This window comes from Bradyrhizobium sp. HKCCYLR20261 (assembly GCF_051168435.1).
Classification (GTDB): domain Bacteria; phylum Pseudomonadota; class Alphaproteobacteria; order Rhizobiales; family Xanthobacteraceae; genus Bradyrhizobium.
The window spans coordinates 452,955-465,202 of record NZ_JBNPUZ010000003.1; the positions used below are offsets into that span (position 1 = coordinate 452,955).

Annotated in this window: 15 protein-coding genes; 9 read left to right on the top strand and 6 right to left on the bottom strand. The window is 66.6% G+C overall.

Features of this window, described 5'->3' with window-relative positions; all coding sequences use genetic code 11:
• The first annotated feature begins 25 nt into the window (after positions 1-25).
• The 3 genes from ACQR1L_RS09275 to ACQR1L_RS09285 all read left to right on the top strand — a co-directional run bounded on the left by ACQR1L_RS09275 (position 26) and on the right by ACQR1L_RS09285 (position 1,160).
• The gene (locus ACQR1L_RS09275; protein WP_434857646.1) at positions 26-349 is read left to right on the top strand and encodes an ArsR/SmtB family transcription factor; all 324 of its coding nucleotides are present in this window, start codon (positions 26-28) and stop codon (positions 347-349) included.
• Positions 346-756 carry an SRPBCC family protein gene (locus ACQR1L_RS09280; protein WP_434857647.1) on the top strand — a complete coding sequence of 137 codons (411 nt, stop codon included), beginning with the start codon at positions 346-348 and terminating at the stop codon, positions 754-756. The genes ACQR1L_RS09275 and ACQR1L_RS09280 overlap by 4 nt, the downstream gene beginning before the upstream one ends.
• Positions 757-938: 182 nt before the next feature.
• A complete protein-coding gene (locus tag ACQR1L_RS09285) occupies positions 939-1,160 on the top strand; it encodes a hypothetical protein (protein WP_434857648.1) in 222 nt (73 codons plus the stop codon).
• A 157-nt stretch (positions 1,161-1,317) separates the two neighbouring features.
• Here ACQR1L_RS09285 and ACQR1L_RS09290 read toward each other — a convergent pair whose 3' ends face one another.
• The 4 genes from ACQR1L_RS09290 to rpiA form a co-directional block, all read right to left on the bottom strand.
• Positions 1,318-2,544, bottom strand: coding sequence for a caspase family protein (locus tag ACQR1L_RS09290; RefSeq protein WP_434857649.1), 1,227 nt, complete (start codon positions 2,542-2,544; stop codon positions 1,318-1,320).
• 70 nt (positions 2,545-2,614) lie between these two features.
• The gene (gor, locus tag ACQR1L_RS09295; RefSeq protein WP_434857650.1) at positions 2,615-4,000 is read right to left on the bottom strand and encodes a glutathione-disulfide reductase; all 1,386 of its coding nucleotides are present in this window, start codon (positions 3,998-4,000) and stop codon (positions 2,615-2,617) included.
• A 30-nt stretch (positions 4,001-4,030) separates the two neighbouring features.
• The gene (locus ACQR1L_RS09300) at positions 4,031-4,552 is read right to left on the bottom strand and encodes a DUF2059 domain-containing protein (protein ID WP_434857651.1); all 522 of its coding nucleotides are present in this window, start codon (positions 4,550-4,552) and stop codon (positions 4,031-4,033) included.
• Between the two features lie 48 nt (positions 4,553-4,600).
• Positions 4,601-5,293, bottom strand: coding sequence for a ribose-5-phosphate isomerase RpiA (gene rpiA, locus ACQR1L_RS09305; protein ID WP_434857808.1), 693 nt, complete (start codon positions 5,291-5,293; stop codon positions 4,601-4,603).
• 164 nt (positions 5,294-5,457) lie between these two features.
• Here rpiA and ACQR1L_RS09310 point away from each other — a divergent pair, with 164 nt between their 5' ends.
• The 3 genes from ACQR1L_RS09310 to moaA all read left to right on the top strand — a co-directional run bounded on the left by ACQR1L_RS09310 (position 5,458) and on the right by moaA (position 8,057).
• Positions 5,458-6,144 (top strand): HAD family hydrolase, encoded by a 687-nt coding sequence (locus tag ACQR1L_RS09310; RefSeq protein ID WP_434857652.1) that lies wholly within the window; start codon positions 5,458-5,460, stop codon positions 6,142-6,144.
• A 265-nt stretch (positions 6,145-6,409) separates the two neighbouring features.
• Positions 6,410-6,805, top strand: a complete 396-nt coding sequence (locus ACQR1L_RS09315; protein ID WP_434857809.1) for a hypothetical protein — start codon at positions 6,410-6,412, stop codon at positions 6,803-6,805.
• 220 nt (positions 6,806-7,025) lie between these two features.
• Complete coding sequence (moaA, locus tag ACQR1L_RS09320) at positions 7,026-8,057, top strand: GTP 3',8-cyclase MoaA (protein WP_434857653.1); 1,032 nt, start codon at positions 7,026-7,028, stop codon at positions 8,055-8,057.
• Between the two features lie 89 nt (positions 8,058-8,146).
• On the opposite strand, the gene ACQR1L_RS09325 is transcribed toward moaA, so the two are convergent.
• Positions 8,147-8,374: a hypothetical protein gene (locus ACQR1L_RS09325; protein ID WP_434857654.1), complete on the bottom strand. Its 228-nt coding sequence runs from the start codon at positions 8,372-8,374 to the stop codon at positions 8,147-8,149.
• A gap of 175 nt (positions 8,375-8,549) precedes the next feature.
• Here ACQR1L_RS09325 and ACQR1L_RS09330 point away from each other — a divergent pair, with 175 nt between their 5' ends.
• Genes ACQR1L_RS09330 through ACQR1L_RS09340 form a run of 3 tightly spaced genes read left to right on the top strand, consistent with a single transcriptional unit; the run spans position 8,550 to position 10,949 of the window.
• On the top strand, positions 8,550-9,632 hold the full coding sequence (locus ACQR1L_RS09330) for an acyl-CoA dehydrogenase family protein (protein ID WP_434857810.1): 1,083 nt from the start codon (positions 8,550-8,552) through the stop codon (positions 9,630-9,632).
• Between the two features lies 1 nt (position 9,633).
• A complete protein-coding gene (locus ACQR1L_RS09335; protein ID WP_434857655.1) occupies positions 9,634-10,374 on the top strand; it encodes a PIG-L deacetylase family protein in 741 nt (246 codons plus the stop codon).
• The gene (locus ACQR1L_RS09340) at positions 10,371-10,949 is read left to right on the top strand and encodes a class I SAM-dependent methyltransferase (RefSeq protein WP_434857656.1); all 579 of its coding nucleotides are present in this window, start codon (positions 10,371-10,373) and stop codon (positions 10,947-10,949) included. Before ACQR1L_RS09335 ends, ACQR1L_RS09340 begins: the two co-directional genes overlap by 4 nt.
• Here the strand turns inward: ACQR1L_RS09340 and ACQR1L_RS09345 are convergent.
• Positions 10,876-12,060, bottom strand: coding sequence for a glycosyltransferase (locus ACQR1L_RS09345; RefSeq protein ID WP_434857657.1), 1,185 nt, complete (start codon positions 12,058-12,060; stop codon positions 10,876-10,878). The two genes, ACQR1L_RS09340 and ACQR1L_RS09345, sit on opposite strands and share 74 nt — an antisense overlap.
• Positions 12,061-12,248: the final 188 nt, after the last annotated feature.

Genomic DNA, 12,248 nt, shown 5'->3' on the forward strand with positions numbered 1-12,248 from the left:
CCATAACCATCGAGTTATGGATTGAATGCCCCGCTCTCCCGACCTGCTGTTCCGCACGCTTGCCGATCCGACCCGGCGCGCGATCTTCGAGGGGCTGTGCCGCCACGGCGAGCAGACCGTCGGCGCGCTGACCGCCAAGGCCGGCGTGTCGCAGCCGGCGGTGTCAAAGCATCTCGGCCTGCTCAAGCAGGCAGGCCTGGTACGCGAGCGTCACGAAGGCCGCCTGACGCATTATCGCGCCCAGCCGAAGGCGCTCGCACCCCTGCTCGACTGGACCAGCCGCATGGCCGCATTCTGGGAGAGTCGCTTCGACGACCTCGACAATCTGCTCAACAGGATGGACCAATGACAGACATTGCGCCGGAGACCCGCACCGTCGTCGTCGAACGCGAGTTCGCGCATCCGCCGGAAAAGCTCTGGCGCGCGCTGACGCAGCCGCATCTGATCGCGGAGTGGCTGATGGCCAATGACTTCCTGCCGTCGGTCGACCATCGCTTCAAGCTGAAGGCGGACTGGGGCGTCGTCGACTGCCAGGTGCTGACGATCGAGCCGAACAGGACGCTGTCCTACAGCTGGGCCGCACTCGGCCTCGACAGCGTCGTGACCTGGACGCTGACGCCGACCGCGACAGGAACCCATCTGCGCATGGAGCAGACCGGCTTCGCCGCCGACCAGACCCGCGCCTATCAGGGCGCACGCTACGGCTGGCCGAAATTCTTCGACGGATTGGAGCAGACGTTGGCGCGGCTCGACTGAGCTGGGCCTCTGCTACGCTCGGTTGTCATTCCGGGGCGGCGCGCAAAGCGCGGCGAGCCCGGAATCCATCGGGCCGCGAGAACTGCCGCGCAATGGATTCCGGCTCGTGCTTCGCACGCCCCGGAATGACGGCGGAGAGATTTCCGCACTTTCATCGGCATTGTCACAATGGGGAGGAGCCAATGAACTGGTCCAATACGATCCGACAAGTCCACCGATGGGTCTCGATCGCCTTCACGGTCGGTGTCATCATCAACATCGCGGCGATGACGCAGACGCAGCAGCCCGCCGCGTGGGTCGGTCTGCTGGCGTTGCTCCCGCTGATCGTGCTGCTCGCCACGGGGCTCTACATGTTCGCGTTGCCGTACCTCGCAAGACGGCGCAGCGCACAGCATGTGAGTTGAGGTGACGCTCGAGCTCCAGACTTCTTCGTCATTGCGAGCGCAGCGAAGCAATCCGGGGCCAAGCCAAGGACTCTGGATTGCTTCGCTGCGCTCGCAATGACGGCGGGTTGGTGGACGGTCCCTACCTGCATTCTACACTCTGAGCGCGCGAGGCCGCCTACTCCAGCCCGTTCGACGACACCCAGCCGACGACGCCGTTCCACACTGCGCGGCATGACGCGAACCGGCTGACACCGTCGCCGGGCATCACGCAGCCGCCGACCATCGCGGTCTCGCCGGCGGGGATGCGGGTGAGGATCTCCGACTTCTGCCCGGGCTCCCGGCGCAGGTTGAGATAGCCCTGCGAGACGTTGCGCTTGACCGTGCGCGGCACGAGATGCGGGTTGGGAAGGATCGCCTGCGCACGCTCGATCGGCGTTTCAGCCGGACGTGCCGCGGTCTGACTTGTCTTCAGCTCCTCGATCCGCGCCCGCGCCATCGAGCCATAGGGCGTGCCGCCGAACTGCCGCACGAAATCCTCGAGCACCGCGATGCTGGTGGTGTTCTGCGTCACCGCCCAGGCGCGCTCGGCGGGATCGGGGGATGCCGCGGAGGCCAGCGGCGCTGTCGAAGCGGGCGCGACCGGCTGGCCGGCGAAGAAGAAGTCGCCGTCGACCGGCGAGCTCGACACCCAGGGCTGCTGGGTGCCGCCGGTGGCGCGCTTCACCTCCAGGCCGACCTGGTTGAAGGTCTTGAAGATGTCGAGGCCAGGCCGCTTGATCGTGTCGGCGAGCGCCTTCGTGAACGGGCTGTTGCCGTCGCGGCCGTCGAGCGCGACGTTGCCGGGCTGGGTCGCGAACGAGATCAGCGTGCCCTCCGGCGCGCGCATCTGCGCCAGGCCGCTGCCGCCGTCGCGCAAGCCGCGGCCGCCGAACGGATTGTTGCGGCAGGCGTCGAGGATCACGAGGTTCAGCTTGGTGCCAGCGCTCTCCATCTGGCGCAACACGACGTTGACGTCGAGCATCTGGAAATCGACATCGGCCTCGCGCGCCGGGTTGGCGTCGACCGGCACCAGATAGTTGGCGCCGCGCACCTGCACGCCGTGGCCGGCATAATAGACCAGCGCGACGTCGGCGCCGCGCGCCTTGGCGCCGAACTCCTGTACCGCGCGGCGCATCGTGGCCTCGTCGAGATCGAGCCGCGCACTGCCGCCGACCAACGTGAAACCAAGGCCCTGAAGAGTCTCGGCCATCAGCGCCGCATCATGCTTGGGATTCTCGAGGCGGCTGACGCTGCGATAGGCCGAGTTGCCGATGACGAGCGCGATGCGGGCATCGGCGAGCGCCGGGCTGAAAAAGCCGAGCAGGCTCCATCCGGCCAGCGCCAGCATCATCCATCGCCGCATCGACTCTCCCCGTCCTTGCTTGACGGCGGAAGTCTATACGCGGCCGGACGAAGCGGAAAGGCGCAGCGCCCTACTCCGCCGCCTGCCGGACGTGGCGCTCGGTCACCGTGCGCATCGTCACCAGTTCCTCCGCCGCAGACGGATGCAGCGCGACGGTGGCGTCGAAATCGGCCTTGGTGGCCTTCATCTTGATGGCAATGGCGACGGCCTGGGTGATCTCGGCGGCCATGTCGCCGACGATATGGCAGCCGAGCACGCGGTCGCTGGTGCCGTCGACCACGAGCTTCATCAGCACGCGGGTGTCGCGGCCGGACATAGTCGCCTTGATCGGGCGGAACGTGGTCTTGTAGATGTCGACGCGATCGTACATCTCGCGCGCCTGGGTCTCGGTGAGACCCACCGTGCCGACCTCGGGCTGGCAGAACACGGCGGTCGGAATGTCGGCGTGATCGACGCGCACGCTCTTGCCGCCGAACACGTTGTCGGCAAAGGCATGACCCTCGCGGATCGCGACCGGCGTCAGGTTGAAGCGATGGGTGACGTCGCCGACGGCGTAGATGCTCGGCACCGAGCTCTGCGAGAACGCGTCGACCGCGATGCCGCCATTGCGCGGATTGATGGCGACGCCGGCCTTCTCCAGGCCGAGATTGGCGACCGCCGGATGACGGCCGATCGCGAACATCACCTTGTCGGAGGCGATGCTGGAGCCGTTCGACAGATGGGTCGTGTAGTCTTTGCCGTGCTTGTCGACACTCTTGATCGTGCAGCCGGTCAGGATGGTGATGCCTTCCTTCTCCATCTCCGAGCGGACGTGCTTGCGCACGTCCTCGTCGAAGCCGCGCAGGATGTTGTCGCCGCGATAGACGACGGTGACGTCGGAGCCGAAATTGGCGAAGATGCAGGCAAATTCCAGCGCGATATAGCCGCCGCCCTGGATCACGATGCGGCGCGGCAGCTCCTCCAGGTGAAACGCCTCGTTGGAGGAGATGACGTGCTCGATGCCGGGAATCGGGGTGCCGTGATTGGGCGCGCCGCCGGTCGCGATCAGGATGTATTTGGCGGTGACCTTCTCGCCTGTGCCGAGGCGCACGGTATGGGCGTCCTCCAGCACGGCGCGGGTTTTGACGATCCTGGCGCCGGACTTCTCGACGTTGGTGGCGTAGGCCGCCTCCAGACGCGCGATCTCCTTGTCCTTGTTGGCGATCAGCGTCTTCCAGTCGAACGTCGCGGTCGGGATCGTCCAGCCGAAGCCTTCGGCATCAGCGATCTCCTGGCGGACATGCGAGCCGATGACGAACAACTTCTTGGGCACGCAGCCGCGGATCACGCAGGTGCCGCCCATGCGGTATTCCTCGGCGACCATCACGCGGGCGCCATAGCCCGCCGCGATGCGGGCGGCGCGCACGCCCCCCGAGCCGCCACCGATCACGAACAGGTCGACGTCGAATTCAGCCATCTCTCCCCCGACCTGTCCTTGCAACCCGCCTCAGATCGGCTTGTTGCGCTTGCGCATCTCGGCGCGGAACTGCGCGGTGACCGTGTCGGAGAACTCCGCCGCCCACCCGTTCATCGCCTGCATGCTCATCTGGATCGCCTTCGGCTCGGCCGCAAGCAGCTTCTGGCCGATGGCAGACTTGTAGAAAGTGACGAGGTTGGCGATCTCCTGGTCGGAGAACTCGTTGCAGTAGATCTGCGCCATCTTCTCGCCGATCTCCTTCTCCTTGCCGGCATAGGTCTGCGCGACGGAGACGGCGACCTCGTCGAGGTCCTTCTGGTAGTTGAGGTTGGACTGCAGCAGCGCCTGCTTGGTCTGCTGCACGATGCCCGGGACGGCATTGGCGTACATCGCAGCCGCGTTCTTCATCGACAGAATCTCGCGCGCACCGGCCATGCAGGCGGGCGAGGCCGGCTTCAGCGCCGGCGCCTGGCCCTGCGCGGCAGCGGGGCTCGCCGAAGCCAGGGCCAGCACGATTCCGGCGGCCGGCAAGATTCTGAACACGCTCTTCATTCCAAGTCTCCTGTGAGATTGCGGCCCAAAGCGCAGATCGTGCTGCGCTCAAGGCCGCTGGATAACGCGAATACCCTGTGCGCCTGCCAGGATCGCCGTGCTGCCGAGGCCAATGAACAGCCCGTGCTCGACCACTCCCGGAATTGCGCTCAAAAGACCCGCCAGGCGCGGGGGATCCTCGATCTCCCCAAGGCGGACATCGACAATCCAGTGGCCGCCATCGGTGACGAAAACGTGGCCATCTGCGGACTTACGCAAGCCCATCGCTCCGGAGACACCGGCCTTGGCGAACGCCTTGCCGATCTCGCGCTGCGTCGCGGCGAGCCCGAACGGGATCACCTCGATCGGCAGCGGAAAGCGGCCGAGCTTTCCGACCCATTTGCTCTCGTCGGCGATCACGATCATGCGATCCGAGGCGCTGGCGACGATCTTCTCGCGCAGCAGCGCGCCGCCGCCGCCCTTGATCAGGTCGAGCGCCGGGTTGATCTCGTCGGCACCGTCGATGGTGAGGTCGAGATGGTCGATCTCGTCGAGCGTGGTCAGCGGCACACCGCAGGCCTGCGCCTGCGCCCGTGTCGCCTCCGAGGTCGGCACGCCCACGACCTTGAGGCCGGCGCGGACCTTCTCAGCCAGCAGATCGACGAAATGCTTGGCCGTCGAGCCGGTGCCGAGGCCGAGCTTCATCCCGCTCTCGACCTCTTCCAGCGCCCGCGCCGCCGCCTGCCGCTTCAATGCTTCCATGTCGACCAAGGAACCGTCCTCACCCCCAGGCCCCTAGGGGCCGAAAACCGGCGCATATCTAGCGGTGTTTTGACGCGGGGCCTAGCTCTGACCGGTCACGAAATCGGACAAAAAGCCGTGGCGAGCCCCTTGCGGGGGCGCGGGCCTGCCGGTAGCCAATACCGATGGCCATCTCCAGCACCATCGTCTTCGATCTCGACGGCACCCTGGTCGACACGGCGCCGGATCTCATCAACGCGCTCAACCACATCCTCAAGCGCGAGGGGCTGCGGCCACTGCCGCTGGCCTCGGCGCGCAAGATGATCGGGCATGGCGCCCGCAAGCTGCTTGAGCGCGGGCTGGAGGCGGAAGGCCGCTTTGCCAGCCCGGCCGAGATGGAGCAGCTCACGGTCGATTTCATCGATTTCTACGCCGAGAACATCGCGGTCGAATCGCGCCCCTTCGAGGGGCTGGAGGCGGCGCTCGACGAGCTCGCCGGACGCGGCTGCCAGTTCGCGGTGTGCACCAACAAGCTGGAATGGCTGTCGAAGCGGCTGCTCGACCAGCTCGGCCTGTCCTCGCGCTTTGCCGCGATCTGTGGCGCCGACACCTTCGGCGTGGCCAAGCCGGATCCGGCGATCCTGCGCCAGACCATCGCGCAGGCCGGCGGCGAGATCGGAGCCGCGATCATGGTTGGCGATGCCGGCACCGATGTCGGCGCCGCCCGCCGCGCCGGCGTTCCCGTCATCGGCTGCACCTTCGGCTATACCGACGTGCCGATCGCGGAGCTCAATCCGGACCACCTGATCGATCACATGCGCGAGCTGCCGGCCGCGGTGCTGGCGCTCGGCCCCGCCCTCAAGAATGCCTGACAGCGCTGTGATCCACTCGCGGGATTGCGGCCTAACCCCCTGCCCGATCGCCTGAATCCTCAACGAACGAAACCCGAAGGTTCTGTTGAGAATGGGGTTGACCGCAGTTGCGCCGCTGTCCTGACACTCCTATGGTCGCGCTGGGATTGCGGCCGATGGCCGCAGGGGTTGTGGGGCGGACATCATGATTCGGCGGGTCATCGCGATTGCGCTTACGGGAGCCGGTCTGGCCGGCTGCTCGTCCTTCTCCATGGACAGCTTCAAGATGTCGGCGCCGGAGGTGCCCGTGCAGCTCGAATCGGTGCCGCCGGGCGCCGACGCCAAGACCTCGCTCGGACCGGGCTGCCGGACGCCCTGCACCGTGTCGGTGCCCGCGCCGGACGCCGGCTTCAGCGTCACCTTCACGATGGACAAGTATCAGCCGGCGACCGTTCCGGTGCAGGTCATCCGCAACTCCGGCGATTTCAACAGCTCGCCCCCGGTCGTGATGGACCCGAGCCCTGTGGTCGCCGAGCTGCAGCCGATGCCGGGCGCGCCGCCGAAGGCGGTGAAGCACATGCGCCCGAAAAAGCCGAAGCCGCAGAAATCGGCCGCTTCTGCCGCCGCGCCGGCGCCCGCGACCACCGGTTCCGCCTTCCCGGCCCCACCGCCGCGGCAATAATCGGATCGCAACGGCCATCGCCTCTCGCAGCAGCGAAGCTGCGATGCAGCATCGGCGCCTCGTCAGGTCACCATTCCTCGGTATGAGTGCTCGGCGATTGTGAGCCGCGCCGATCGTGATTAGATTGCTTTGAACCGGCAGCCGGCCGCGTCTCGCGCGGCCACTGTCTGGCGCAGCCGCTCATGGCACCGCCGCCATGACCGTCGTGACAAGGCCTTCCATGACCGCTGAGACGTTGAGTGAAACAGCCCTGACGCGCCCGATGACCGACCCGTTCGGCCGTCGCATCAGCTATCTGCGCGTCTCGGTGACCGACCGCTGCGACCTCCGCTGCTTCTATTGCATGGCGGAGGACATGACGTTCCTGCCCAAGGCCGACCTGCTGACCCTGGAGGAGCTCGACCGGCTGTGCTCGGCCTTCATCCACAAGGGCGTGAAGAAGCTCCGGCTCACCGGCGGCGAGCCGCTGGTCCGCCGCAACGTCATGGGCCTGGTGCGCTCGCTGTCGCGGCACCTGAAGAGCGGCGCGCTCAATGAGCTGACGATGACGACCAATGCGACGCAACTCGCGAAATATGCCTCCGAGCTCGCCGATTGCGGCGTCCGCCGCATCAACGTCTCGCTCGACACGCTCGACGCCGACAAGTTCCGCACCATCACCCGCTGGGGCGATCTGGATCGCGTGCTCGCCGGCATCGACGCGGCGCAGGCCGCCGGCATCGCGGTGAAGATCAACGCGGTCGCGCTCAAGAACATGAACGAGGACGAGATCCCGTCGCTGATCGACTGGGCGCATGGCAAGGGCATGGCGCTAACGCTCATCGAGGTGATGCCGATGGGCGAGATCGGCGAAGGCCGCATCGACCAGTATCTGCCGCTGTCGCTGCTGCGCAGCCGTCTGGCGCAGAAATACACGATGACCGATCTCGACGAGACCACCGGCGGCCCCGCTCGCTACGTCCGCGTCGCCGAGACCGGCGGCACGATCGGCTTCATCACTCCGATGACGCATAATTTCTGCGAGAGCTGCAACCGCGTGCGCGTCACCTGCACCGGCACCTTGCACACCTGCCTCGGCCACGAGGATGCTTCCGATCTGCGCAAGCCGTTGCGAGCCTCGGCCAGCGACGAGCAGCTCAGCGACGCGATCGACCGCGCCATCGGCCTGAAGCCGAAGGGCCACGACTTCATCATCGACCGCCGCCACAACCGCCCGAGCGTCAGCCGGCACATGAGCGTCACCGGCGGCTGATCCTCTGCCGACGCACTGGACGTTACGCTCAGTGTGCAGCGGATGGCCTTGCTGATCGATCAGAGACTAGGGCGCAAGACGTCCAGCCCTCAGCGGCCGCGAAAATAAAGCTGCACTTCGGCGAGGGCCTGTTCCGGGGTATCGAAGGAAAAGCCGGCAAAACTCTTCATCGGGCTCCAATGCGGCCCCTCCGGCGCGATCTCGCAGCGGCCGCTGAAATCACGAATGATCCGGCCGATGACCTGATCCTGCTCGACCCATTTCAGCCACCGGATGTGACCGTGAACGTTGTCCGGATCGAGTCGAATGGTCGCCATGCCCTGCCCCGATCAGTTCGCGAACTCATCGACAATGACCTGACGAGGGCAACGTTCCTACGGCGCCGGGAACCATTGGCTGTTCGCTGACTTCACCCCATTGCTGTCAGCCCCATGCACCGGAGAACGAGCCATTCTAGCCCGTAGCGAGCCAGCGCGTCACGATAACCGAACTCTGCTCGATCGCGCGCAGCGGTTCGCTGGCCTGATGTTCGATGCCGCCGCCGAGACGGACGAGCACGCCTTCATCGGTGATCACCTGTGGACGGCGTTTCGCCGGTCCGGCCTCGCGATGTCGCCCTTCCCCCGGGATCTCGGCGGCGACGACCTCTGCGGGCCCGAGCGCAGCGGCGAGCTGTGCACGGTCCTGCGCCTGCTCGGATCTGCGGATCTGTCGATCGCCCGGCTGTTCGAAGGTCACGTCAATGCGGTGTCCCTGGTCACTCGCTACGGCGAGCGGGATCAGCTGCGCGCGCTGGCCGCGCGCATCGCCGCCGGTGGCCTCTCGGCCGTGTGGGGCGCCAATGATGCCAGGGGTCTGCACGTCGCCGGCGAAGGTGGCGGCACCTTGCAGGGCCGGAAGGTCCTGTCGTCCGGCGCGGGCTTCGTTACCGATCCCCTCGTGACCGCGACGGCGCCGGACGGTCAGGTTCTCTGCCTGTTGCGCCTGACCATGGACGAGCCGATCGATCTGTCGGGCTGGCAGGCGCAGGGCATGCGGTCGACGGCCACCGGCGCGATCGATTTCTCCGGGACTGTCGTGACGTCAGAGAACATGATCGGCGAGCCCGGCGACTTCATGCGCCAGCCGTTCTTCTCGGGCGGCGCATGGCGGTTCTGCGCAGCCCATTGCGGCGCGACCGAACGTCTCGTCGATCTGTTCAAGACCCATCTCCTGACGACGAAACGCGGCGAAGATCCGTATCAGCTGCAGCGCCTCGCGCAGGCGATGGCAGCCGCCAAGACCGCGCGCTATTTCGTCGAGGACGCCGCGCAGCGGCTCGCCTCGGATGAGATGCCTGGCGAACAGGTCGTGGGCTTCGCCAATCTCACGCGAATGGTCACCGAGCGCTGCGCGCTCGACGTCATGGAGACCGTGCAGCGTGGCGTCGGCCTTTCGTCGTTCGTTCGCCCGCATCCGATCGAGCGCGTGTCGCGCGACCTCGCGACCTATCTGCGCCAACCCGTGCCCGACCTCGCGATGAGCGACGGTGCGAGAGCATTCCTGAGCTCGTCTCAGTCCGTCGGAGGTTTCTGACGTGCGCGCCGATCGATTTCTCGACGCGCTGAGCACCAGTCCGGTTGTCACGGTGGATGAGCTCGTCCACGGACGCCCGCTGGTGGTGCTCTCGCCCCATCCGGACGACGAGTCGCTTGGCGCGGGAGGCCTGATTGCGGAATCCCGTGCTGCAGGACATGAGGTCAATGTCATCGTCGTGACCGACGGCTCGGGCTCGCATCCCCGTTCCAGGCAGTATCCGCGACAGAAACTGGTCGCGCTGAGATACGCCGAGGTGCATGCAGCCGGCCGGGTTCTCGGGGTGCAGCCGGACCATGTCACGTTCCTCGGACTGCCGGATACGAGGGCGCCGATGTCGGGCCCGGACTTCGATGCGGCCGTTGAAACGACGCTGAAGGTGGTCCGACGGTCCGGAGCCGGCGCCCTGTTCGTCACATGGGAGGGCGATCCGCATTGCGATCACCAGGCGTCCGCGGCGCTGGCGAAGGCCGTTCGCCGAGCGAGCCCCGGCCTGAAGCTCTGGGCGTATCCGGTCTGGGGATGGCACCTCGCGGCTGATGTCGAGACGCAGCAGCCGCCGCTGAGCGCGGTCCGGATCGACATCTCATCGCAGCGTGGTCGCAAGCGGGCGGCGATCGATGCCCACGCGTCGCAGATGACAGACCTCATCAGCGACGATCCGGATGGCTTCCGTTTCGACGACGCGTCCCTGGCGCCGTTCCTCGGACCCTATGAGTATTTCATCGAGGTGCCGTCGTGACCAGAAAAGCTGCAACCCTTCCCCCGGACTATTTCGAAGCCAAATATAAGGCTGACATCGACCCCTGGCGGTTTCGAAGCAGCCGCTACGAGCAGGACAAGTATCAGGCCACGATCGCCTCTCTCACCCGGGCGCCCTACGCGCAGGCGCTCGAAGTCGGCTGCTCGATCGGCGTATTGACACAACTTCTCAGCGCGCATTGTGCTCAGCTGCTCGCCATCGACGCATCCGCCACGGCGCTCGAGGTCGCAAGGTCGGTCAGCGGGTCGAACGTCAGCTTTCGCGTCGCGACCATTCCGGCCGACTTTCCCAAGGGGCCATTCGACCTGATCGTGCTGTCGGAGGTTCTGTACTATTTCGCCAAGCCCGACCTGCAGCGCGTCACGCAGGAATGTATCGCGGAGATCGCGCCTGGCGGCGAGATCGTGCTGTGCCACTGGCTCGGCGAGACGAACTATCCGCTCACGGGGATCGAGGCCAGCGAGCTGTTTGCCGATGGCATCAAGCCGGCACTGCCGGTTCGCACGATCCTTCACGATGAGACATATCGCCTGGAGCGCTTCTCGGCGGCCTGACCGGCGGTCTCAGATGCCGCACGATCATCCTGGCGATGGCGATCTGGCGCGGCAGGTCAGACGGGCGCAGCGGTGCGCCGCGCTTCAATGCCTGGCTCATGCCGCACACCGCATCCCAGGCGTCTTCGAACGAGCAAGTGGCCAAACCGTCGAAGGCGCGGATGATCTCACGCGACGGTCCCAGAGCGGCAGGCCAGCGGCGCGCGGCCGGCCCTCGGCTCCAGCGATCGCGCAACATCCCCTTGCAGAGCGCGCGTCGCGTGGCCTGCAGCGCGGGCTCGAGATCATCGTCGCAGGGCGCATCGGGATGTCCGTGGCGATGGCGCATCGTGTCGGCAGCGCCGCCGCTCGCCCGCCCTTCGAACCGGCAGGAGGTGGCCACGCACACGTCCATGGCGTGGCGCACCTTCAGCCCGGCACGGTCGAGCGCCGCCGTCAGCGCGACGTCCTCCCCGACCGGGCGCGGCGGCAGACCGCCGATCGCTGCATAGGCGGCGGCTGTCACCGCCAGGCTGGCCCCAGACGAGACCCGATGGGTCGGCCAGGGATCGTGCGGCCGCGGGTCGCAGCGCGCGTTGATTTCGGCGATGTAGCGCAGATAGGCATCTTCGAGCCGGCCGCGTACCACGAACTGATCACCAAGAGCGACATACTCGCTCGGGATCGCATCGATGTAGCCGGCGACGCAGTCGACACCTTCGTCGAAGGCGCGAAGCGTGGCGGCAAACCATGTCGGCGACACCCGGCTGTCGGCATCGGTGGTCATGATGAGGCCGTGCAGCAGAGCCGCCTCGGCAAGCCGGATTGCAGCCAGGTCCATCGCGCGCTTGCGCGCCCACCCGGCATTTCGCTGCCCCTCGGGCAGATCCTCTTCGACCACCACGACCGGGTGCGGGATCGAACGCGCCGCCTGCCGGGCGATTGCGGCGGTGTCGTCGGTGCAGCTGTTGGCGAAGACGAGGATCTCCAGGCTGCCCCGTGCGATCGGGGCTCCCTCTTCGTCCCGCTGCATGGCCAGGGCCGCAAGACAGCCGGCGATTTCGGATGCTTCGTTCTGGGCAGGGATGGCGACGACCGAGAGCCGCGTTTGCGAAAGAAGAGATAGTTTCATCGGTAATCCGCAATCGCCTTTGATGCCGCGCCCCCTCCTCAATCACCAGGGGACTGCTGGGTTCCGCGAGCGTCGCGCTGCCATCGGCCGCACCGTCGGGCAGAACGTCCTCCGTCATTGTGGTAAGCAGGCGAATCCGTTGCCGGCAGGACAGCGGCGATCATGACCTCCGTCGGTCCGACGAACGC

Bases quoted from the DNA above. Each gene is read 5' to 3' on its own strand.
- ACQR1L_RS09275 (WP_434857646.1), top strand. From the start codon at position 26: ATGCCCCGCTCTCCCGACCTGCTGTTCCGCACGCTTGCCGATCCGACC.
- ACQR1L_RS09280 (WP_434857647.1), top strand. From the start codon at position 346: ATGACAGACATTGCGCCGGAGACCCGCACCGTCGTCGTCGAACGCGAG.
- ACQR1L_RS09285 (WP_434857648.1), top strand. From the start codon at position 939: ATGAACTGGTCCAATACGATCCGACAAGTCCACCGATGGGTCTCGATC.
- ACQR1L_RS09290 (WP_434857649.1), bottom strand. From the start codon at position 2,544: ATGCGGCGATGGATGATGCTGGCGCTGGCCGGATGGAGCCTGCTCGGC.
- gor (WP_434857650.1), bottom strand. From the start codon at position 4,000: ATGGCTGAATTCGACGTCGACCTGTTCGTGATCGGTGGCGGCTCGGGG.
- ACQR1L_RS09300 (WP_434857651.1), bottom strand. From the start codon at position 4,552: ATGAAGAGCGTGTTCAGAATCTTGCCGGCCGCCGGAATCGTGCTGGCC.
- rpiA (WP_434857808.1), bottom strand. From the start codon at position 5,293: ATGGAAGCATTGAAGCGGCAGGCGGCGGCGCGGGCGCTGGAAGAGGTC.
- ACQR1L_RS09310 (WP_434857652.1), top strand. From the start codon at position 5,458: ATGGCCATCTCCAGCACCATCGTCTTCGATCTCGACGGCACCCTGGTC.
- ACQR1L_RS09315 (WP_434857809.1), top strand. From the start codon at position 6,410: ATGTCGGCGCCGGAGGTGCCCGTGCAGCTCGAATCGGTGCCGCCGGGC.
- moaA (WP_434857653.1), top strand. From the start codon at position 7,026: ATGACCGCTGAGACGTTGAGTGAAACAGCCCTGACGCGCCCGATGACC.
- ACQR1L_RS09325 (WP_434857654.1), bottom strand. From the start codon at position 8,374: ATGGCGACCATTCGACTCGATCCGGACAACGTTCACGGTCACATCCGG.
- ACQR1L_RS09345 (WP_434857657.1), bottom strand. From the start codon at position 12,060: ATGAAACTATCTCTTCTTTCGCAAACGCGGCTCTCGGTCGTCGCCATC.